Raw genomic sequence first — 21114 nt, 5'->3', positions numbered from 1 at the left:
CGGTTCAGGGCCGCCCGGCGGCCGGCACCTCCTCACCCGGACGTACCGGCCCGGGTGGCGTCCCGTCGCCGAACGGCCGGCCACCGAGCTCCTCCCGGTGGTGCGGCGCGAGCCAGCCGGCGAGGTCCGGCCCGAGCGGCACGATCCCGGTGGGGTTGATGCCGGTGTGCACCCGGTAGTAGTGCCGCTTGATGTGGTCGAAGTCGACCGTGTCACCGAACCCGGGCGTCTGGAAAAGGTCCCGGGCGTACGCCCACAGCACCGGGTTCTCCGCCAGCTTCCACCGGTTGCATTTGAAGTGACCGTGATAGACGGGGTCGAAACGGACCAGTGTGGTGAACAGCCGGATGTCCGCCTCGGTGAGGGTGTCGCCGACCAGGTAGCGCTGCCGGGCGAGCCGCTCCGTCAGCAGTTCCAGCCGCCGGAAGACCCCCTCGCAAGCGGCCTCGTACTCCTCCTGGTGGGTGGCGAAACCCGCGCGGTACACACCGTTGTTGACGTCCTCGTAGACCTCCGTCATCACCTCGTCGATCTCGTCCCGCCGGGCGGCCGGGTACAGGTCGGGTGCTCCCCGGCGGTGCAGCGCCGTCCACTCGGTGGCGAGGTCCAGGGTGAGCCGCTGGTAGTCGTTGGTGACCAGGCGGCCGCTCGGCACGTCCACGACCGCCGGCACGCTCACCCCGCCCGGATACCCGGTCTCCCGCCGGTCATAGGCCTCCGCCAGGAAGCGGATGCCGAGCACCGGGTCGCGGCCGGCGGGGTCGAGGGTGAAGCGCCAGCTGCGGTCGTCCTGGACCGGGTCGGCGATCGCCATGGACAGGGCGTCCTCCAGGCCCAGCAGCCGGCGCGAGATCACCGCCCGGCTCGCCCACGGACAGGCGCGGCTGACCACCAGACGGTAGCGGCCGGCCGCCACCGGCCAGCCGTCACTGCCGTCCGCCGTGATCCGGTCGGCGAAATGGCTCTTGGACCGGCTGAACGTCTTGTGGCCGTAGGCGCGGTTGCCGTCGCCACCCATGTTTCCTCCTTGCCGCACGGGGCGTCCTGGGGAACGCGTTCCCCGATTTCCGCCGTCGGCACGGTGTGAGCGGGTCCGGCCGGGGCAGTCGGCGGTGGTGAGCGGGACATCGTCGGAAGAGAAGACGCAACAGCGGGCACGGGGGACGACGGACCGGGACGACGGCCGGGCCCCCCGGCGGAACACCGCGCAGGAGACGCCCCGGGCAGGCACCGGGGACCACCGGGCCGACCGCAAGACACGGATCACCGTCTGGGTGGCGCTCGCCGCCAACCTGGTGATCGCCGCCGCCAAAGCCGTCGGCGGTCTGCTGGCGGGCTCGCCCGCCCTGATGTCCGAGGCAGCGCACTCGATCGCCGACAGCTTGAACGAGGTCTTCCTGCTGGCGGCACTGCGCCGCAGCCGCCGCCCCGCCGACGCACGCCACCCCTTCGGCTACGGCAAGGAGCGGTTCTTCTGGTCCCTGCTGGCCGCCGTCGGCATCTTCGTCATGGGCGGCTGCTTCTCCTTCTTCCAGGGCGCCGAGGCGCTCAGGAACGGCGCCGAGGAGAAGTTCAGCGGCTATGTGGCCGGTCTGATCGTGCTGGGCGTCGCGCTGCTCGCCGAGAGCGCCTCCCTGTTCCGGGCGCTGCACCAGGTGCGCCGGCAGGGCGGCAGCCTGCGCGACCCGGCCCTGCGCACCGTGGTCGCCGAGGACGGCACGGCGGTGCTCGGTGTCACCCTCGCCATCATCGGCATGGCGCTGCACATGGCCACCGGGCAGGCCGTCTGGGAGGCGTCCGCCTCGCTGGCGATCGGCGTGCTGCTCGTGTACGTCGCCTACCGGCTGGGCCGCGAAGCACGCGACCAGCTCATCGGGGAGGCCGCCGACCCGGAGCTCAGCGACCGGATCCGGACGCTGCTGGCGGAGCAACCGGAGATCGACAGCGTGGAGCAGCTGTTCACGATGAAGATGGGCCTCGACTCGACGCTGGTGGCCGCCCGGATCGACCTGGTGCCCGGCCTGGACAGCGAGCGGGTCGAGGAGGTCTCCGTACGCATCAAGCAGTCCATCACCGAGGAGATCCCCGAGGCCGACCAGATCTTCCTCGACGTGACCGACCGGCCGGCGGGCGAGGCACATGAAAGCCCCGCCGCGACGGGGGAACGCGGCGGGGCCTGACGGTCTGGTGCCCGGGTGGAGACGGTCCATGCCTGCCGGAAACAGATTTTTCTAAAATACGGCGTTCCCGGTCCGGAATCGGTCCCCGGCGGCGGGCCCTCCGCTTCGGCGGATCACTGTCCGTCGACCGGTTCCAGGACGAAGAGCGGGATCTCCCGGGAGGTCTTCTCCTGGTACTCGGCGTACGGCGGGTACGCGGCCACCGCCCGCTCCCACCACCGGGCCTTCTCGTCACCCGTGACCTCACGGGCCCGCATGTCCTGCTTGACCGGACCGTCCTGGAGTTCCACGTGCGGGTCGGACTTGAGGTTGAAGTACCACACCGGGTGCTTGGGCGCGCCTCCCTGAGAGGCGACCACGGCGTACCGCCCGTCGTGCTCGACCCGCATCAGCGGGGTCTTGCGGATCTTGCCGCTCCTGGCGCCCCGGGACGTCAGCAGGATCACGGGCATCCCCGTGTCCATCAGTGTCGTCCCCTGGGTGCCGCCGGAACTCTCGTACAACTCGACCTGCTCGCGCACCCACTGGGTCGGGCTGGGCTCGTACTCGCCCTGGAGAGGCATGACGTTCGTCCCTTCGACGGTCCTGCGGCCTGCTGGCACGTGCTTCAACACCGGCCGGTGCTCGAATCATCCGTACCACGTGTGCACGCGGCCGGATCCGGAACGCGGCCGTCCCGGTCCGGCGTCCCGATCGAGCCAGTCACCTGTCACCCGGGCGCCACCGCCGCCCGCACCGCCAGCGCCATGGTCAGGACGCTCGACAGCAGCGCCGTGACCAGTCGTCCCCGGTGGCCGGTCAGGGCGCGGCCGAGGAGTGCGCCGCCGCCCGCGACCAGCAGCTGCCAGCTGGCGGAGGCGGCGAAGGCGGCGAGGACGAAGACGCCCTGCTCCACGGGGCGTACGGCGTCCTGGGTGCGGGTGCCGAGCACGAGGGCGGCGAAGTAGACCACCGTGGTGGGGTTCAGCAGGGTGATGCCGAGCAGGCCGAGGTAGGCCCGGCCGGGGCCGGGCGGCGGCTTCTCCGGCCGGGTGGTGAGCCGGTGCGCGCGGTACTGGCGTACGGCGGTCACCGCGCCCAGTACCGCCAGCGCCGCCAGCACCAGGGCCGAGGCCCAGCGCAGCGGCCCGAGCAGCGGCCGCAGCGCCGCCGCGAGCGCGGAACCGCCCACCGTGGCGAGGAGGGCGTAGAGGCCGTCGGCGCTCGCCACGCCGAGCGCGGCCGAGGCGCCGGTCCGCAGGGACGTACGAGCGGTGAGGGAGACCAGGTAGGTCGCGACCGCGCCGACGGGTACGGCGACTCCGTACCCGGCGACCAGGCCGGCGACGAGCGCGGCCGTCACGGGCGTGCGGGCTCGGGCCTCCGGGGACGGCCGGGCCGCTGCTGAACCCGCGTCGGCAGGACGGCGGCGGGCATCGGCGGCAGGATGGCGTAAGCGGTGAACATGCGGGCGATCGTGCGGCCCGCGTCCCGGCACCCGCAACCGAATATCGGCCCGATCACGTCGGTCGCACGCGCGATGTTCGGCCAGAAAGCGCGGATCACCGATCTGGCCGAACTTGCCGTCGTCCCATAGATGCCCCGGGCATCTAATGAAGATCGGCACGCCGCACCCTTCGTCTGCGAGGTCCGCCATGACGGAATCGACCGCATCGATGGCTCAGCCCGAGCCCGTCGCCTTCCCCCAGGACCGCACCTGCCCCTACCACCCGCCGACCGCCTACGACCCACTGCGCGCGCACCGCCCCCTGGCCCGCGTCACCCTGTTCGACGGCCGCCCGGCCTGGCTGGTCACCGGCCACGCCGCCGCCCGCACCCTGCTGTCAGACCCGAGACTGTCCGCCGACCGCACCCGCCACGGCTTCCCGGTGACCACCCCCCGCATCGCCGCCGCCCGCAACCGCAAGGTCGCCCTCCTGGGCGCCGACGACCCCGAGCACCACACCCAGCGGCGGATGATGGTGGCGAACTTCACCCTCCGGCGCGCCGCCGAACTGCGGCCCGCCATCCAGCGGATCGTCGACGAGCGGCTCGACGCCATGATCGGCCAGGGGCCGCCCGCCGAACTGGTCGGCGCCTTCGCGCTGCCCGTGCCTTCCATGGTGATCTGCTCGCTGCTGGGCGTCCCGTACGCCGACCACGAGTTCTTCGAGGAGCAGTCCCGCCGTCTGCTGCGCGGGCCGGAGCCCGCCGACACCCTCGACGCCCGGGACCAACTGGAGTCGTACCTCGGGGAGTTGATCGACGGCAAGGCCAAGAGTCCGGAGCCCGGTGGCGCCATCCTCGACGACCTCGTCCACCAGCGGCTGCGCGAGGGCACGCTGGACCGTGCCGAAGTCGTGTCCCTGGCGGTCATCCTGCTGGTCGCCGGCCATGAGACCACCGCGAACATGATCTCCCTGGGCACGTACACGCTCCTCCGGCAACCCGAGCGGCTGGCCGAGCTCCGCGCGGATCCCGCGCTGCTGCCCGCGGCCGTCGACGAGCTGATGCGGCTGCTGTCGATCGCCGACGGGCTGCTGCGGACCGCCCTGGAGGACATCGAGGTGGAGGGGACGACCATCCGGGCCGGCGACGGGGTGGTCTTCGCGACCTCGGTCATCAACCGCGACGAGTCCGTCTACGCCGAGCCCGACGCCCTCGACTGGTACCGGCCGGCCCGCCACCACGTCGGCTTCGGCTTCGGCATCCACCAGTGCCTCGGCCAGAACCTGGCCCGCGCCGAGATGGAGATCGCGCTCGGCACCCTCTTCGAGCGGCTGCCCGGGCTACGGCTCGCCGCCCGGCCGGAGGACATCCCCTTCAAACCCGGCGACACGATCCAGGGGATGCTGGAACTCCCCGTGACCTGGTAAGAGGCTCCTGCCATGCACATCGACATCGACAAGGACGCCTGCATCGGCGCCGGGCAGTGCGCCCTCGCCGCCCCCGGCGTCTTCACCCAGGACGACGACGGCTACAGCACCCTGATCCCGGGCCGGGAGGACGGGGACGGCGACCCGATGGTCCGCGAGGCGGCCCGAGCCTGCCCCGTCAGCGCCATCACCCTCCGGGACCCGGCGGACTGACCCCCCCGGCGGCGGCCGAACGTCCCGATCAGGCACGGCGCCCGCAACCGCCCCGGATGGCCGCCGGCGGCAGTTCGGCGGTTACCGGGTCTGGGCCCGTGGCGGTGGCCGTCGGGCGTCGTGGTCGGGCGGGGTGCTGCCACCGGTCGCGGTGGCCGCCGGCGGCAGTTCGGCCGTTACCGGGTCTGGGCCCGTGGCCGTGGCCGCCGGACGTCGTGGGCAGGCGTGGTTGCGCGACCGGTCGCGGTGGCCGTCGCGGCTGCGTGGCCGTCACTGACGGTGGCCGTCGGTGGCAGCTCCGCCGCTCCGCCGGTGCAAGTCGGTGGCAGCTCCGCCGCCTCCGCCGGTGGAAGCCGGTGGCAGCTCCGCCGCCTCCGGAGGGCTGGGGCCGTCGGTCGTGCGGTGTGTGTCGGCGGGGGCGTCGGGTGTCGTGGTCAGGCGGGGCTTTCGGGAGTGGCCCCGGCGGTCGTCAGCAGCAGCTTCGCCGCCTGCCGGGCCTCGGTCGCCGGGCGTGTGCTGTGTTCGATGCCCGCCGTGACCATGGCCCCCTCCGCCAGCAGGAACAGGGGGCCGGCCAGCGCGGCGGGCAGTCCCGCCCGGGTCACGAGGGCGGTGAGGTAGTCCCGGAACGCGCGCTTGTGCGCGACCGCCTGGGCCGCGACGCGCGCCGACGTGGCGCCCAGCTCGCCGTGCGCGTTGATCCAGGCGCAGCCGCGGAAGCCGTCCTCGCCGAACCAGCCCTCCAGCCAGTCGAAGACGGCCAGCACCCGCCGCACGGGGTCCTCCGCGCGCTCCACGTGCTCGGCGAGCCTCCCGCGCCAGCGCTCGTCCCGCCGCTCCAGATACGCCTCGACCAGCTGCTCCTTCGCGGGGAAGAGCTGATAGAGCCGCTTGAGCGATACCCCGGAGGCGGTCCGGATCTCGTCCATGCCGACGGACTGGACACCCCGCCCGTAGAACAACTCCTCGGCGGCGTCCAGCACCCGCTCCCGGGCGGCCTCGTTGTCCGTGTGCGACATCCCCTGACCTTCCCCGACCTCTCCTTGACGCGAGAACGTGCGTTCTCCTACGGTAGCAGCCATGTAGGAGAACGACCGTTCTCTGCGAGGAGGAAGCCATGACCGACCGCCCGCCCCTGCCCCCGTTCACCCGTGCGACCGCCGCCCAGAAGGTGCAGGCCGCCGAGGACGCCTGGAACACCCGCGATCCGCACCGCGTGGCGCTCGCCTACTCCGAGGACTCGGTCTGGCGCAACCGCGACACCTTCCTCACCGGCCGCGCGGAGATCGTGGAGTTCCTCACCGCCAAGTGGGCGCGCGAGCTCGAGTACGCCCTGCGCAAGGACCTGTGGGCCTTCGACGGTGACCGCATCGCGGTCCGCTTCCAGTACGAGTGCCGGGACGCCGGCGGACAGTGGTGGCGGTCGTACGGCAACGAGCTGTGGGAGTTCGACGGACGGGGGCTGATGACCCGTCGGGAGGCGAGCATCAACGACGTCCGCATCACGGAGGCGGAGCGCCGGATCCTCGGACCGCGGCCGGAAGCCGAGCGGGGGCTGACCTTCCCGCTCCAGTAGGGTGCCGGGATGACCGAACAGGCCGGGAAGCCCTTCCTCTACCTCGTCGTCTGCGCGGCGGGGATCGCGGCGGACGTCAGCAAGCTGATCACCGCGGCCCAGGAGCGGGACTGGGAGGTCGGCGTCCTCGCGACGCCGGTCGCGATGGGCGGCTTCTTCGACACCGCCGCCGTCGAGACGCAGACCGGCCGTCCGATCCGCTCCGCCTGGCGCAGCCCCGGCGACCCGCGCCCCTTCCCGCCGCCCGACGCCGTCGTGGTCGCGCCCGCCACCTTCAACACCATCAACAAGTGGGCGGCCGGCATCGCCGACACCCTCGCCCTCGGCACCCTGTGCGAGGCAGCCGGCCTCGGCGTGCCGATCGCCGTGCTGCCCTGCGTGGCCGGCGCCCTGGCCGCCCACCCCGCCTACCAGGACAGCCTGATACGCCTGCGCGGAATGGGCGTCCGGTTCGGCGACCCGTACTCGGGCGAGCCGGGCGGCGACGGTGTACGGCTGGAGTTCGGGTGGGAACAGGCGCTCGACCTGCTGGAGAACCCCGGGACCTAACGGCAGGTGACCGTCGGCCCGGCCAGCACGCCGCCGGTGTAGAGGTCCTGGCCCCGCGGCATCCAGTAGCCCAGCTTGGACACCAGCGTGGAGCAGGTGCCCGCTACCGTCACCCGGACGACCACCTTGGCGGGCCGGCCCGGCTGGAGGTCGGTGAGCGCGCAGTCCAGGGAGTGGGTCAGCCGGGTCTTCGACGGGTAGCGGCCGACCAGCGGGTTGACGCAGCGCGCGTCGGAGGTGGACAGCCGCACCCCGGTGCCCTGCTCGCCGATGAGCCCGAAACGCGCGCTGCCGTCCCCCTCGTCGCTGTCGCGCCGGACCGTGTACGTGAGGGTGGTCTCCGCGTCGGCCCGCACGGTGTTCCGGTCGACCTGGACCCGGTGCGTCGCCTGCGGCAGGGGCGCGGTGAGGGTGAGGGTGGCCTGCACGGTGCCCCGCAGGTCGACACCGGCGGGCGCCGACCGGACGCGCACGGTGGCCGAGATGTCGTACGTCCCCGGGCCCGGGTACTGGGCCGACCCGGGCAGCGCCCCGGACAGGGCCGTCGTCCTGCCGTGCCGGGCCGTCCACGTGCCCCATGCCTGGCAGGCGTACCGCACACGCGTCCCTGCCCGCCCGCACGTCGCCGCGGCGGAGACGGACATGGTGGGAGTGCCGTTGCCCGCGCACAGGTTGACGGTGGCCCGCTGGCCGCGCTCCCCGCGCAGCACCCCGGCGGTCGCGCACAGCGTGCCCGGCGGCTCGGCCGCGACCGCGCGCGGGGGAGCGGGCCGCCCCCAGGCGGGCGAGACGAGGGCGAGGGGCAGCAGCGCCGCCCCGGCCAGGGTCCTCAGCGTGCGCGGACGTGTCGGCACGGCGGTTCCTCCGTACGGCCGTGACCGGCGGGGCGCCGGTCGCCTGCGCCGAGGATGCGGCACCGATACGATCATCCGGCCGCTCCCACGCCGACCGGTCACCTGCGGGCAGCAACCCCAGGCCTCAGCGCACCTTGCGTACGTACCCGTCACTGCCCGGTGTCGTCACGTCCCGGTCCCGGCGCACGATGCTCAGCCGCCCGCCGAACTTCGCGAGGGCCCTGTGCAGGCCGGGGTCCGAGTACTCGACGACGAGGACCCGGTCGTCGAAGGCCTTCGCGTACGTCCCGCACTCGTCGTACTCGCCGCACTCCTCCGCCACCGCGAAGTCCAGCCCGGTCCGCTTCCGCTCCCCGGCCAGCTCCGCGGTGTTCTTCTGGCCGACGGCCAGGTGCCGTTCGTGCGCGTGCCGTGCCAGCAGGGTGATGAAGGCGGTCGCGTCGTCGGCGCTCAGCAGGTGCCGGGAGCGGGTGTAGCTGTCGTAGTTGTCCGGCTCGACCGCGTCGAAGCCCTTGGCCGCGCAGCCGTCGATCCAGCGGTTCACCCGCTCGGCCACCCGCTCGCGCTTGGCGGGCGTCCGGATGTCCAGCAGGGGCTCGTTCCAGTCCTCGTCGATGACCACCTTGCCGTGCGCGTCGCGCAGCAGCAGGTCGGCGGGCCAGGAGCCGCGCTCCTCGGGCTGGGCCTGGAAGGCGCTGACGTAGCAGACGTTGTACAGCCCCGGCGCCGGGGCCGCCGAACGGTCGCGGCTGACGATGCGGACACCCGCGGGCGGGCGATAGGGGCCGCCGATCTGGTAGTCGAAGCCCGCGGCACGCGGTGGCAGCCGGACCGCCTCCGACGCCCTGCCGGACGAGGGCGACGTCGGAGCACCGCCGGAGGAACCGCACCCGGCGGGTCCCAGGGTCGCGACGACGGCGAAGACGACGGCGCCGGTGGCCCTCCCGAGGCCTCCGGCGCGGGAACCACCCCTGGCGGGCATGACCGCTCCATCAATCGCGGGTACGAACCCGCCTCGCGCACCGTCGTGTGCCGGCACAGGGAGTGACGGCCCGCGTGTGATCAAAACGCCCGGCCACGGCCGCCGTCAAATCGGCCCCGGCGGGCGGCCCGCGACGACGTACGCTCGCCACTGGTAACCGACCCGAAGGCAGGAGCAGCAACGATGCAGTACGTGAAGCTCGGTTCGACGGGCCTGGACGTCTCGCGGATCTGTCTGGGCTGCATGACCTACGGACTGCCCGACCGCGGCGCCCACGAGTGGACCCTCGAGGAGGAGGCGTCACGGCCGCTGATCCGGCAGGCGCTGGAGGCGGGCGTCAACTTCTTCGACACGGCCAACGTCTACTCCGACGGCACCAGCGAGGAGATCGTCGGACGGGCGCTGCGGGACTTCGCGAACCGTGACGACATCGTCCTGGCCACCAAGGTGAACGGCCGGATGCGGCCCGGGCCCAACGGGGCCGGGCTGTCCCGCAAGGCGATCATGACGGAGATCGACCACAGCCTGCGCCGGCTGGGCACCGACTACGTCGACCTGTACCAGATCCACCGCTACGACCACCACACGCCCGTCGAGGAGACGATGGAGGCGCTGCACGACCTGGTCAGGGCGGGCAAGGTCCGCTACATCGGCGCCAGTTCGATGTACGCCTGGGAGTTCTCCAAGGCGCAGTACACGGCCGAGCGGCACGGCTGGACCAAGTTCGTGTCCATGCAGAACCACTACAACCTCCTCTACCGCGAGGAGGAGCGGGAGATGCTGCCGCTCTGCGCCGACCAGGGCGTGGGCGTACTGCCCTGGAGCCCGCTCGCCCGCGGCCGCCTCACCCGGGACTGGGGCACCACCACCGAGCGCAGCGCCGGCGACAACTTCGGCAGCAGGCTGTACCCGGAGAGCGACCGGTCGATCGTCGAGGCCGTCACCCGCATCGCGGGCGACCGGGGCGTCCCGCGCGCCCAGGTCGCCCTCGCCTGGCTGCTGCACCAGGACACGGTGGTGGCGCCGATCGTCGGCGCCGCCAAGCCGGGGCACATCGAGGACGCGGTGGCCGCCGTGGAACTCGAACTGAGCGACAAGGAGATCGAAGAGCTCCAGGCGCCCTACACCCCGCACGCCATCAGCGGGCACTGACGGTCAGTGCGGTCCGTGCGGCGGGAACTCCGTACCGCACGGACCGGCTCCCTCGCTGAGCGCCAGCGGCACCCGGTCGCCGGACATGGACAGCGTCCGGTAGTACTCGCCGATCCGCTCGGCCGAGCGGCCCACGTAGTGCGCGATGAAGGAGCGGCGGAAACGGCCGGCGCTGCGGTTGGGCGACGAGCCATGCACCAGGCTGCCGTTGAAGAACAGGACGTCGCCGGGGACCATGTCCACGGGCACGGTGCTCAGCCCGGGCGGCGGCGGCACGTACTCCCGGGCGAAGGACAGTTGGGAGTCCGCCTCCTCGGGGCAGAACAGGTCCATCCGGTGCGTGCCCGGGACCACTTCGAGCCCGCCGTTCTCCCGGTCGATCACGTCGCAGGCCACCCATGCGGCCACACACGTTCCCGGCTCCACCCGCAGATAGAAGTTGTCCTGGTGCAGCGCCTGGCCCCGGGCGCCCGGCGGCTTGAAGTAGAACATGCTCTGCGCGGCCAGCACCTCCTCGCCGAGCAGCGCCTGAAGGACCGTGCGCAGCCGGGCGTCCAGCAGGAAGTCCCGCGCGAGGCCGCTGATCTCGTGCGGCTGCATGACCCTCGGGTACGCGTGCAGCGGATCGACCGGGCCGCCCCCCGGTACCGGCGTCCGGGGCTCGAAGTGCCCGGGCACCGGACCGGCCGCGTGCAGCGCCGCGAACTCGGCGCACAGCCTGTCGATCTCGTCGTACCCGAACAGGCCCCGCACGACCGTGTAGCCGGCCTCCTCGAACTCCCCGGCCCACTGCCGCGGGCCCCCGGGCGTGCCCGGCACGATGTTGTCCATGGCTGTCATGACCTCTCCCTCTTCGTCTCTCCCCGTCCGGTCACCTCCGGTGTCACGCTAGGCCGGAACGCCCGACCGGAGGATGCCCGTGACCACTGAGGGATTGCCTGTGACTGCCGTACCCGCCGACCCCTCGCCGGGTCTGGTGGTGACCGGCCGTTTCGACCAGGCACCCGGCTACGCCGTCCACCGACCCGGGGGCGCGGCGAGCTGGCTGTTCACCTGGACGACGGGCGGGCAGGGCATGGTGCGGCAGGGGGCGGCCGAGGCCCGGCCCGGCGCGGGAGACCTGGTGGTGCTCGGCCCCGGCGTCCGGCAGCGCTACGCCGTCGCGCCCGGCGCCCGGCACTGGCGGTTCTGGTGGGTCCACTGCCAGGCCCGGCCGTCCTGGGCGTCCTGGCTCGGGCCGTACGCGGTGGCCGACGGGATGTACGTCGCCACCGTCCCCGCCGGCCTGCGCGACCGGGCCGGCCAGGCCTTCGCCCGCATGCTCGCCGACGTCCGCCGGCCCGGCGGCGCGGCGCCACCCGCCGCCCCGTCCGGGGACGACCCCGTCGCCGTGGCCCACGACAGCACGGCGCGGGAACTGGCGCTGTGCGCGCTGGAGGAGGTCGTGCTGCTCGCGGCGGCCGGAGCGCGCGAGCCGGCGCCGCTGCCGGGAACCGACGCCCGGATCCTGCGCGCCGAGGAACTGATCGCCGCCGACCCCGCCGCCGGGCACACCGTGCGCTCGCTCGCCGCGAGCGTCGCGCTGTCACCCTCCCGATTCGCCCACCTGTTCACCCGGCAGACCGGCCGGTCGCCGATGCGGGCGCTGCGCGAGGCGCGGCTGCGCCAGGCCGCCCGACTGCTGGAGGGCACCGACCTGACCGTGGAGCGGGTGGCCGCCGCCTCCGGATTTCCCAGTCCCTTCCACTTCAACCGGGTGTTCCGGGAGCGGTACGGGCTCCCGCCGGGCACGTACCGGGCAATTACCGTGCCGGGAAGGGGACAAGCCGGAAACGAGCCCTATTGACAATTCGTCAAAATCCCCAGGCGGGCGCGCTATGCGTAAAACCCGGGGGTCCCTTGTTCCGTCCCGCTGGCCTGTGCGAAGGTGTGCCCTGTCGACGAGCGGACAATTCCGTGTCGCACTCCGCGGGTGCGAGGCCGCTCCCGTACGCCCCCCACGCTTCAAAAGAGCTGCCCAAGGCGGACGTTCGAGGTGCCGAATGCCGTACGGGTGTCCCGGGCGCGTTGCAGGGCCGGATAGCATACCCCCCTTGGTATCGATGGAATCTTGTGTTGCGTCTTGGAGGAATGCAGCCGTGAATGACGCAGGCCTGTCGAATTCCCCCACCCCGCCCCGCTCGTTCGACATCCCGGACGAACAGCTGAGCGCGGAGCTGAAGAAGTGGACAGGAGCGACACCCGCGCTGCACCCCGTCGGCGAACTCCTCGACCGGCACTGGGAAGCGGCCTTCGCCTACGCCCGGCTGTGCACCGACGGACCGCGCGCGGCCGGCATGCTCACCACGGCGGCCTTCACCCGGCTCTTCGGCGCCTCCCTCAGACAGGCGGGGCCGACCTCCGCCTGGCGGCCCCAGCTCCTGGTCACCGTGCGCCGCATCGCCGCGGAGTGGGACAACGACGGCCGGCAGGAACTCCTCCACCCCGGCCTGCGCCCCGGCCCCGGCGACGGCGACCGCGCGGCGGCCCGGCTGCTGCCGTCCGCGCACCGGCGCCTCATCTCCCGCGCGTTCCAGCGGCTGCCCCAGTCCGCCCGCGCCGTGCTGTGGCACGCCGAGGTCGAGTCCGAGCCCCTCGAGATACCCGCCGGACTGCTCGGCCTCGACGAGGAGGGCGCCCGCGTGGAACTCCGGCGCGCCCGGGAGCGGCTGCGCGACGAGTGCCTCCAGGCCCACCGGGAACTCTCCGACCAGGACGACTGCCTGCGCTACAGCCGGATGCTCGACGTGACCTACCGGCGGGCCGGCGTCGACGTCGACCCCGACCTCCAGCAGCATCTGAACGGCTGCGGGCACTGCCGGGACACCGCCGACCAGCTGGACCGGTTCAACACCGGGCTCGGCCTCGCACTGGCCGAGGCGGTGCTCGGCTGGGGCGCCGCGGCCTATGTGGAAGCCCGGGCGGCCCTCGCCGAGCGGGAAGCCGGCGACGGACCGGCCGGCAGCGCGCACGCGGCCGCCATCGCGGCCGGACTCACGGGCGGGGAGGCCTTCACCGGCCCCGCCCCCGCGTTCGTCGGCGGTGAGTCGTTCACCGATCCCGCCCCCGCAGTCGTGGGCGGCGATCCCATCCCCGCCCCGGCACCGGGCCCGGCGGGCGGCGAGCACCTCGCGGCCGCTCAAGCCGCTCCCGCGGCGGGACAGGGCTTCGCGCCCGCCCCGCCCGCGCCCGGCACCGAACCACGTCAACCGCGCTCCGCCACCGGTCGTTCCGCGCGCCGCGCCGAGCCCGCCGGCTCCGGCCGGACCGCGCCCCGCTCCCGGCGCCGTACGGCCTCGCGCGCGTCCGCGCCCGGGACGGAACCCGCTGCCGCCACCACCGCGGCCGCCTCCGACACCTCCGCGCCCGGCCCGTCCGCGCGTTCCGCCACCCGTCGTTCCGCGCTACGCGCGGCCCGCCGGGTCCGGCGCCGCAACCTCGCCGTGGCCGTGGCGACGGTGAGCGGTCTGGTCGTCCTGCCGCTGGTGCTGTGGACGGTGCTGGGCTCCGGCGACGGCGCCGATCCCGTCGCGAGCGGCAAGGACGCGGGCAAGCCCAACTCCGGCTCCGCGACCACCAACCCGTCCTGGGTCGGATCCGGCCAGACCGCCAAGGGCGCCCTGCGCGGCCGGCTGCACAACATCGCCTCCGGGCTCTGCGTCGGCATCGTCGGCAAGAAGGCCGTCAAGGGCGCCGAGACCGAGCTCACCACCTGCTCCTCCACCGCGAGCCAGCAGTGGACGTACGACTCCGACGGACTGCTGCGCAACGACGCCGACCCCGGCCTGTGCCTCGACTCCCACCTCGGCTACTCGGTCCAGCTCGCCCCGTGCACGGCCGCGACCGGCACGAACCTCCGCTACGACTTCACTCTCCAGGGCGCCCTGGTGCCGCGCGGGCAACAGGACCTGGCGCTCGCCCCCGCCGCCACCGACGGCGCCGGCGCCCTCGTGGTCAAGACCCGCGCGGACAGCGACGTGCAGCGCTGGGCCATGGACACCTCCAAGCCCGACCTCCAGATGCAGAACGTCAACTGGGACGCCGACAGCACCCCGCTGACGGCCTCCCCGACCCCGGCCGCGCCCAAGTCCGCGCCGAAGACCCCGTCGCCGGAACCCAGCCCGTCGGCCACCGCGTCCAGCGCCCGGCCGACGCCGTCGAGCACCGGCGGCTCCACCGACATGTGCGCGTACAACCCGTACTACTGCGACCAGGACGGCAACGGCGGCCAGTACGGCAACGGCGGCCAGTACGGCGGCGGCGGATGGGGCAACAGCGGCTACGGCGGCTACGGCTCGGGACACGGCGGACGCTGAGCGGCCGCCGGCGGCTCGTGGCGAACGGGCCCTGAGCAGGCCAGGTGAAGTCCGCTGCGGTTCGGTAGCGCACCGAAGGGGCGCGGGGAACTGCGCGACCAGCCACGACGATGCAGTGGACGAGCGGCGGCACATCGCGGCACTTCCAGCGGAGCGCTTAGCGGTGGTGCGGTGGCGGGGGAGGCGGCAGCGTCGTCAGGTCCGGTGCTGCCTCCGGCCACACCAGCAGTACCGGGCAGGGCGCGTGGTCGACGACGAAGCGGGCGGCGGGCCCGAGGCTGTGCGGGCCGAGCCGGGCCCGGTCGCCGTCGCGGGCCAGCACCAGCAGACCGGCGCCCTCACAGGCGGCCACCACCTCCCGCTCGACCCGCCCGGACCGCTCCAGCCTGACGCAGGGCCGCCCCAGCCGCTCGGCCGCCGCCTCGAGGAGTTCGGCCGCCGAGCTGCCACCCAGGTCCTCCAGCCGGGTGCCGGGATCCCGGCCGGGGCGTCCGCGGCCGAGCAGCCCGGCGAAGGCGCCGTGCGCGAGGCCCGGCACGTCCGGCCCGCTGACGTGCAGCAGGACCACGTCGGACGCCGTGGGGGCGTGGGTGCGCACGGCGTCCACGCAGGCGGGCCAGGTGCCTTCCACCAGCCACACGATCACACGCATTCGGTCGGCCTCCCTCGGTCGCGTACGACCTGTCTCACAAGACTTGTCTCACACCATCCGTCTCACACCACCTGGAGCGAACCCCACAGTGCCACCACGGCCAGGACGAGAGCCGACGGCACGGCGAGCAGCCCCAGCCGGGTGAACTCCCCGAGATCCACGTCGTGTTCGTGCTGGTGCACGATCCGCCGCCACAGCAGCGTCGCCAGCGACCCCGCGTACGTCAGGTTCGGGCCGATGTTCACCCCGAGCAGTACCGCCAGCACGGCACCCGGCCCGGCCGGCGCGGTCAGCGGCAGCAGGACCAGTACGGCGGGCAGGTTGTTGATCAGATTGGCCAGGACGGCGGCCAGCGCGGCGATGCCCAGCAGCGCCGGCAGCCCCGTACCGCCGGGCAGGACGTGACCGAGGGCGTCGGCGAGCCCGTTGTCCACCACCGCCCGCACCACGATGCCCAGCGCCAGCACGAACGCCAGGAACCCGGGCGCCGCCGCCCGCACCACCGTCACGGGCGTCGCCCGCCCTCGCAGCAGGGCCCGCCCGGCGAGCACCAGCGCCCCCGCCGTCGCCGCCCACGCCGGATCGACGCCGGCCGCGGACGCCACCACGAACCCCGCCAGCGTGCAGACCACGGTCACCAGCGCGAACAGCGGCAACCCGGGCGGCTCGGCGGCCCCCTTCGGTCCCGGGGCCGCCGCCGACAGGTCGCGGGCGAAGAACCGCCGGAACACCGCGTACTCGGCGCCGACCGCCACCAGCCACGGCAGCGCCATCAGCGCGGCGAACCGGGTGAAGCTCAGCCCGCTCGCCGCGAACGCCAGCAGGTTCGTCAGATTGGACACCGGCAGCAGCAGCGACGCCGTGTTCGACAGATGGGTGCAGGCGTAGACGTGCGGCTTGGGCCGTACCCCGGTGCGGGCGGCCGTGGCGAACACCACCGGCGTCAGCAGCACGACCGTCGCGTCCAGACTGAGCACGGCCGTGATCACCGACGCCAGCGCGAACACCGCCGTCAGCAGCCGCACCGGCCGCCCGGCCGCCCGTCGGCCCATCCATGCCCCGCAGGCCTCGAACAGCCCCTCGACATCGCAGAAATGGGCGAGCACCAGCACCGCCGCCAGGAACCAGACCACCGGGCCCAGCCGCTCCGCCTCGGCCCGGGCGTGTTCCAGGGAGATCGCGCCGGTGGCGACGGCGATCCCGGCGGCGGGCACGGCCATCACCGCCTCCGGCCACCCGAAGGGCCGCACCACGGCCCAGGCGAGCACGGCGACGAGCAGGACGACGGACAGGGCCTCGGCCAGCGGGGTGTTCAGGGGACGGCCCTCCGCGAGGTGATCGGCAAGTGCGCGCCCCATGAAAACAGACGAAGGTGAGAGGACTACGACGACCGCGTCCCCGCACCGCCCAGGAACTCCTCCCAGCCGCCGGTCGGGGACTGCCCGGGGCTCAGCGTACGCAGCTTGCGCAGCACGGCCGGGTCCTGCGCCTCCAGCCACGCCACGAGCTGCTTGAAGGAGACGAAGCGCACGTCGTCGTACTCGGCCATCCGGCCGATGGCCTCCTCGACGGCGTCCATGTAGATGCCGCCGTTCCAGCGCTCGAAGTGGTTGCCGATGAACATGGGCGCGCGGTTGGTGGTGTAGGCGCGGTGGAAGCCCGCCACATAGGTGTCACGCGCCTGGGTGCGCCAGGCGTCGTACTGGGAGCGGTCACCGAGGGGGTTTCCGGCGGACTGGTTGAACATCATGTTGTAGTCCATCGAGAGGACCTGGAAGGAGTGGCCGGAGAACGGTATGGACTGCAACGGGAAGTCCCAGATCCGGTCGCCCTGCACCTTGCCCGGCCATATCTGGAGGCCGCCGGGGGAACTGGCGTCGTACTTCCAGCCCAGCGCCGCCGCCGTGGGCAGCAGCGCGGTCTGGCCCTCCAGGCACGGGGTGCGGCCGCCGATCAGCTCCTTGCGGTAGTCGAAGGGCAGCGGCTCCAGGTCGGTGAAGCCGGTGTTGGTCCTCCACTCGGTGACGAAGCGGACCGCCTGGTCGATCTCGCTGCGCCACTCCGCGCTCGACCAGTTGCGCACCCCGTCCGCGCCGCAGAAGTGCCCGTTGAAGTGCGTGCCGATCTCGTGGCCCTCCAGCCAGGCGGAACGCACCTGCTGGAGCGTGGCGTGGATGTGCCGGTCGGCGAGGTAGCCGATCGCGGAGGCGCCGACCGGGTGCTGCGGCGGGTGGTACAGGTGCTTCTTGGACTCGGGCAGCGCGTAGATGCCGCTGAGGAAGAAGGTCATCTTGGCGCCGTGGTCGGCGGCCACCTTGCGGAACCGGGAGAACAGCCCGTTGCTCAGCTCGCCCGCGCCGTCCCAGGAGAACACCACGAACTGCGGCGGCTTGGTCCCCGCCTTCATCCTCGTCGCCTTCGGCTGGTGCGGCTGCGCCCCGGTGTCCGCGGTGGAACCGTCGCCGATCTTCTTCACCGGCCGGGCCTGCGCCGTGCTCCGGCCGCTCCCGGAGCCGCCGCCCACGGACAGCCCTCCGGCCGAGCAGGCGGACAGGGCGCCCAGCGCGCCCGCCGTCGCTCCCGCGGTCATGAGACGCCTGCGTGAGATGCCGCTCATGTCTCGTCCCCGATTCCCTCGTCGCGGCCCCGTCGGGGCCTTCTCGCTGTGCGGTCGACGGGTTCGATGGGCACTCGCGGCGGAAAGATCGGGGCGGACGGCGCCTGTTTCCGTCCTGTGACAGTCGGGACGCGGCCATGAAGAACCCCGCTGCCGGGGGAGTGGGGCAGCGGGGTCCGGATCAGGGGACACGAGGGTCCGGCGGGTATGCGCCTGTGTGTGGGGGGAGTGAGGGGATCAGGCGCCGGTGCCGGGGCTGAAGACGGTCAGGAAGACGGACGAGGAGTTGCCGGACACCGGCACTGGGCCGGCCGTCCACTTCACCTTCAGCTGGTCCCGCTCGTCCGGCGGGGTGACCAGGAGCGCGGCGGGGGACGCCGTCTTCGCGCCGCTGACCTCCGGGTTGGAGAAGGTCAGCCCCGCCCAGGCGCTCCCGCCGGGCTTCAGCGTGACCGTGGTGGCCTTGCCGGAGGAACGCTTGGGGTCCGGGCCGAGCTGGGTGCCGGAGGCGTTCACGAAGGCGGAGCCGGGATAGCCGCGCAGCGTGCAGGTCCGGGCCGACTTGTTGGTGAGCACGATGGGGAAGTTCTCCTGGCCCGCGCCCGGGTTGTTGCGGCCCACCGCCGCGCTCAGCTCGGAGGTGTGGCAGCGGGTGCTCGCGACGGTGTTCCCCGTGCCGTCGCCGCCCGTGCCCGCCTTGCCGGTCGGCGTCGGCGAGGACGGCGTACTGCCGCTCGGGGCGGCGGCGCTCTTCGACGCCGGGCCGCTGCCGCCCGCCGTGTCCGTCGCACCCGTCGGCCCGTCCGACGCGGGCGAGGCGTTGCCCGGAACCTTCTGCGGAGCACCGTTTCCGGTGTCGTTGCCGCAGGCGCTCAGAAGACCCAGCACGGCGACCGCGCTCCCGAGCACGACCGCTCGACGCAAGGACTGGGACGTGTACGCCATGTCTCTCAACACTCCTGCTGGTCGTGGCACGCGCCATGGGGCCGCGTGCCGTCGGCGCCTGGTGCGCCGTCATGAGAGTCCGATGCGCGTTCCGCCGGATAAGTTCGCGGTCCGCGCGGTTTTTTCACCCGTTCTTCCCCGTTCTCCACCCTCAGGTGACCCGCAGGGAGCGGAGTATGCGGTCCGTGGCGCCGGTGGCGCCGGTGTTGTCGGTTCGGCGTATCTGTACATACAGCTGCGGCTCCGCCTTGCCGCTCGCCGGGCGCAGCGCGCTCTCGCTGATCGAGCCGCCGCCCGGGCAGTCGCTCCAGCTGCGGACCCGGCCCTGCCAGTGCGCTCCGGTGTAGGCGCGGCCACCGTCGTAGTGGCAGCCGCTGTGGGCGAGGGCGTTCACCCTCGCCGTGACGTCGCCGTGCTCGCTCAGGCCGACGAACACGCCGTCCACGTCAGCGTCCAGATCCGGCCACTTCGCGAGGTCGTCGGCGACCGCGAGTCCGGGCTCGTGCCCGGTGGGCAGACCGAGGTCCTCGGGATTCCAGCCGGCGTCGCGCAGTTGACGGCCCCAGCCGGAGGGCACCTCGGCCACGATCCGGCCCGTGGAGTCCTTCACCCGCACCACGTCGGCCGGGGAACCCGACGAGGAGCGCTGGTGCAGCAGCGTCACCGTGCCGGCGGCGGCCGCGGCGGCGAGCACCGCGGCGACCGAGAGGGTCAGGACCCCGATCCTCCCGCGCACACCGTCGAGCCGGCGCCGGCGCGGGGGCACGGACACCCGCGCGGCCAGCCGGTCCAGCTCGTCGGCGAGTGCCTGCGCGCCCGGCCAGCGCCGCTCCCGGTCCGGCTCCAGCGCCCGCATCAGGGCGCGCTGCACATCGTCGGCGAGGTCCGGACGCAGCCGCTGCGGGGGTACCACCCGGCCCGGCGGGCCCGGCACCGTGCCGGTCACCAGCTCGTAGCCGACCGCGCCCAGGCCGTACACGTCGGCCCGGGCGTCGATGCCCGTGCCGGGCTGGGCCTGCTCCGGCGGCTGGTACCCGGCCGAGCCGGCGGCCAGGGTCAGCCCGGAGGCCTGCGCCAGGCTCTTGGCCAGCCCCAGATCGGCCAGCAGCACCCGGCGACTGCCGTCCGGCGCGGTGCGCAGCAGCACATTGCTCGGCTTGACGTCCCGGTGCACGATCCCCGCCTCGTGCAGGGCCGCCGCGCTCCGGGCGGCCAGCGCCGTCAGCCGCAGCGCCTCGGGCACCGGCAGCGGGCCGGCCGCCAGCCGGTCGGCGAGGGTGCCCGCGTCGGCGTACTCCATGACGAAGTACGGCCTGCCGTCCGGTAGTTCACCGATGTCGTAGACCTGCACCACCCGGCCGGAGTCGGCCTTGCGCAGCAGTCGTGCCTCGGACAGGAACCGGTCGCGCACATCGAGGCGGTGGGACCAGTTCTCGGCGAGGACCTTGACCGCCACCGGGGCCTCGAGCTGGTCGTCGTGGGCGAGCCACACCGTGCCGAACGCGCCGGAGCCCAGGCACCGTTGCAGGCGATAGCGGCCGATCCGCTCGAGGGAGTGCATAGGACTATCATGCCTGCTCGGAGATCGACTCGAAGGGGGACCCGCGGTGTACGACGCGGCGCTGACCGAAGACCTCGCCCGGCGCGCCGCCGCGGGGGACCGGGCGGCCCTGGAGCGGCTGCTGGCCGAGGTCCGGCCCGAGGTCGTCCGGCGCTGCGGACGCTTCCTGCCCTGCCGGGAGGACGCCGAGGAGGCCGCGCAGGACGTGCTGCTCCAGATCGCCCGGCGGATCTCCACCTTCGAGGGCCGCAGCCGCTTCAGCACCTGGCTGTACACCGTCGTCGCCAACTGCGCCCGGCAGAAGTATCGCGAGCTGAAGCGGCGCGCCGCCGAGCAGCCCGTCGTCATCGAGCCCGCCGAGCACGTCGACCCGCGCACCACGAGTGTCATCGCGGGCTCCCGCGTGGACCTGCTGGAGGCGCTGGACCGGCTGGAGCGGGAGCATCCGCACCTGGTCGCGCCGCTGGTCTACCGCGACATCTGCCAGCTGGAGTACGCCGAGGTCGCCGAGCGCGTCGGCATCCCGCTGGGCACCCTGAAGTCCCGGCTGCACGAGGCCCGCAAGCAGGTACGGCCCTGGCTGGCCGCGTCCTGAGCGACCGGGGCCGCCGGTACCGCTGACA

22 protein-coding genes are annotated in these 21114 nt (G+C 73.4%); 10 read left to right on the top strand and 12 right to left on the bottom strand.

Annotated elements, in window-relative coordinates; all coding sequences use genetic code 11:
- Window positions 1–4: 4 nt before the first annotated feature.
- The gene (locus ACFY01_RS01100) at window positions 5–1018 is read right to left on the bottom strand and encodes a glutathione S-transferase family protein (protein WP_390733509.1); all 1014 of its coding nucleotides are present in this window, start codon (window positions 1016–1018) and stop codon (window positions 5–7) included.
- A gap of 97 nt (window positions 1019–1115) precedes the next feature.
- On the opposite strand from ACFY01_RS01100, the gene ACFY01_RS01095 reads away from it, so the two are divergent.
- The gene (locus ACFY01_RS01095) at window positions 1116–2180 is read left to right on the top strand and encodes a cation diffusion facilitator family transporter (RefSeq protein ID WP_390733508.1); all 1065 of its coding nucleotides are present in this window, start codon (window positions 1116–1118) and stop codon (window positions 2178–2180) included.
- A 113-nt stretch (window positions 2181–2293) separates the two neighbouring features.
- Here ACFY01_RS01095 and ACFY01_RS01090 read toward each other — a convergent pair whose 3' ends face one another.
- Together ACFY01_RS01090 and ACFY01_RS01085 are read right to left on the bottom strand one after the other, a co-directional pair.
- Window positions 2294–2743, bottom strand: coding sequence for a nitroreductase family deazaflavin-dependent oxidoreductase (locus ACFY01_RS01090; RefSeq protein ID WP_390733507.1), 450 nt, complete (start codon window positions 2741–2743; stop codon window positions 2294–2296).
- A gap of 146 nt (window positions 2744–2889) precedes the next feature.
- Window positions 2890–3522, bottom strand: a complete 633-nt coding sequence (locus ACFY01_RS01085; protein WP_390733506.1) for a LysE family transporter — start codon at window positions 3520–3522, stop codon at window positions 2890–2892.
- Window positions 3523–3624: 102 nt separating this feature from the next.
- Here ACFY01_RS01085 and ACFY01_RS01080 point away from each other — a divergent pair, with 102 nt between their 5' ends.
- The 3 genes from ACFY01_RS01080 to ACFY01_RS01070 are packed head-to-tail and all read left to right on the top strand — an operon-like array spanning window position 3625 to window position 5248.
- Entirely contained in the window at window positions 3625–3756 is a 132-nt protein-coding gene (locus ACFY01_RS01080; RefSeq protein WP_390733505.1) for a hypothetical protein, read from the top strand.
- Window positions 3757–3814: 58 nt separating this feature from the next.
- Entirely contained in the window at window positions 3815–5035 is a 1221-nt protein-coding gene (locus ACFY01_RS01075; protein WP_390733504.1) for a cytochrome P450, read from the top strand.
- A 12-nt stretch (window positions 5036–5047) separates the two neighbouring features.
- The gene (locus ACFY01_RS01070) at window positions 5048–5248 is read left to right on the top strand and encodes a ferredoxin (protein WP_390733503.1); all 201 of its coding nucleotides are present in this window, start codon (window positions 5048–5050) and stop codon (window positions 5246–5248) included.
- A gap of 434 nt (window positions 5249–5682) precedes the next feature.
- Here the strand turns inward: ACFY01_RS01070 and ACFY01_RS01065 are convergent, their stop codons facing one another.
- The gene (locus tag ACFY01_RS01065; RefSeq protein WP_390733502.1) at window positions 5683–6267 is read right to left on the bottom strand and encodes a TetR/AcrR family transcriptional regulator; all 585 of its coding nucleotides are present in this window, start codon (window positions 6265–6267) and stop codon (window positions 5683–5685) included.
- 98 nt (window positions 6268–6365) lie between these two features.
- Here ACFY01_RS01065 and ACFY01_RS01060 point away from each other — a divergent pair, with 98 nt between their 5' ends.
- The gene (locus ACFY01_RS01060; protein WP_390733501.1) at window positions 6366–6824 is read left to right on the top strand and encodes a nuclear transport factor 2 family protein; all 459 of its coding nucleotides are present in this window, start codon (window positions 6366–6368) and stop codon (window positions 6822–6824) included.
- A gap of 9 nt (window positions 6825–6833) precedes the next feature.
- Window positions 6834–7373, top strand: a complete 540-nt coding sequence (locus tag ACFY01_RS01055) for a flavoprotein (RefSeq protein ID WP_390733500.1) — start codon at window positions 6834–6836, stop codon at window positions 7371–7373.
- Here ACFY01_RS01055 and ACFY01_RS01050 read toward each other — a convergent pair.
- The gene (locus ACFY01_RS01050; RefSeq protein WP_390733499.1) at window positions 7370–8227 is read right to left on the bottom strand and encodes a hypothetical protein; all 858 of its coding nucleotides are present in this window, start codon (window positions 8225–8227) and stop codon (window positions 7370–7372) included. The genes ACFY01_RS01055 and ACFY01_RS01050 overlap by 4 nt on opposite strands.
- A 124-nt stretch (window positions 8228–8351) precedes the next feature.
- Complete coding sequence (locus ACFY01_RS01045; protein WP_390733498.1) at window positions 8352–9209, bottom strand: endo alpha-1,4 polygalactosaminidase; 858 nt, start codon at window positions 9207–9209, stop codon at window positions 8352–8354.
- 183 nt (window positions 9210–9392) lie between these two features.
- Here ACFY01_RS01045 and ACFY01_RS01040 point away from each other — a divergent pair, with 183 nt between their 5' ends.
- The gene (locus tag ACFY01_RS01040) at window positions 9393–10361 is read left to right on the top strand and encodes an aldo/keto reductase (protein ID WP_390733497.1); all 969 of its coding nucleotides are present in this window, start codon (window positions 9393–9395) and stop codon (window positions 10359–10361) included.
- A gap of 3 nt (window positions 10362–10364) precedes the next feature.
- Here the strand turns inward: ACFY01_RS01040 and ACFY01_RS01035 are convergent, their stop codons facing one another.
- The gene (locus ACFY01_RS01035) at window positions 10365–11201 is read right to left on the bottom strand and encodes a phytanoyl-CoA dioxygenase family protein (protein WP_390733496.1); all 837 of its coding nucleotides are present in this window, start codon (window positions 11199–11201) and stop codon (window positions 10365–10367) included.
- A gap of 73 nt (window positions 11202–11274) precedes the next feature.
- On the opposite strand from ACFY01_RS01035, the gene ACFY01_RS01030 reads away from it, so the two are divergent.
- Window positions 11275–12207: a helix-turn-helix domain-containing protein gene (locus ACFY01_RS01030; protein WP_390733495.1), complete on the top strand. Its 933-nt coding sequence runs from the start codon at window positions 11275–11277 to the stop codon at window positions 12205–12207.
- A gap of 292 nt (window positions 12208–12499) precedes the next feature.
- A complete protein-coding gene (locus tag ACFY01_RS01025) occupies window positions 12500–14716 on the top strand; it encodes a ricin-type beta-trefoil lectin domain protein (RefSeq protein ID WP_390733494.1) in 2217 nt (738 codons plus the stop codon).
- A gap of 157 nt (window positions 14717–14873) precedes the next feature.
- On the opposite strand, the gene ACFY01_RS01020 is transcribed toward ACFY01_RS01025, so the two are convergent.
- The 5 genes from ACFY01_RS01020 to ACFY01_RS01000 form a co-directional block, all read right to left on the bottom strand.
- The gene (locus ACFY01_RS01020; RefSeq protein ID WP_390733493.1) at window positions 14874–15368 is read right to left on the bottom strand and encodes a universal stress protein; all 495 of its coding nucleotides are present in this window, start codon (window positions 15366–15368) and stop codon (window positions 14874–14876) included.
- Between the two features lie 62 nt (window positions 15369–15430).
- On the bottom strand, window positions 15431–16726 hold the full coding sequence (locus tag ACFY01_RS01015) for an arsenic transporter (protein ID WP_390733492.1): 1296 nt from the start codon (window positions 16724–16726) through the stop codon (window positions 15431–15433).
- Between the two features lie 23 nt (window positions 16727–16749).
- The gene (locus ACFY01_RS01010; RefSeq protein ID WP_390733491.1) at window positions 16750–17985 is read right to left on the bottom strand and encodes a hypothetical protein; all 1236 of its coding nucleotides are present in this window, start codon (window positions 17983–17985) and stop codon (window positions 16750–16752) included.
- Between the two features lie 237 nt (window positions 17986–18222).
- Window positions 18223–18930 (bottom strand): DUF4232 domain-containing protein, encoded by a 708-nt coding sequence (locus ACFY01_RS01005; RefSeq protein WP_390733490.1) that lies wholly within the window; start codon window positions 18928–18930, stop codon window positions 18223–18225.
- Between the two features lie 151 nt (window positions 18931–19081).
- On the bottom strand, window positions 19082–20491 hold the full coding sequence (locus ACFY01_RS01000) for a serine/threonine-protein kinase (protein ID WP_390733489.1): 1410 nt from the start codon (window positions 20489–20491) through the stop codon (window positions 19082–19084).
- A 46-nt stretch (window positions 20492–20537) separates the two neighbouring features.
- Here ACFY01_RS01000 and ACFY01_RS00995 point away from each other — a divergent pair, with 46 nt between their 5' ends.
- Complete coding sequence (locus ACFY01_RS00995; RefSeq protein WP_390733488.1) at window positions 20538–21086, top strand: RNA polymerase sigma factor; 549 nt, start codon at window positions 20538–20540, stop codon at window positions 21084–21086.
- Window positions 21087–21114: the final 28 nt, after the last annotated feature.

Origin of the sequence: Streptomyces sp. NPDC001480 (assembly GCF_042894725.1) — a bacterium.
GTDB lineage: Bacteria > Actinomycetota > Actinomycetes > Streptomycetales > Streptomycetaceae > Streptomyces.
Note: the sequence above shows the minus strand (reverse complement) of the source record. Positions and strands in the feature narration are given on the sequence as shown.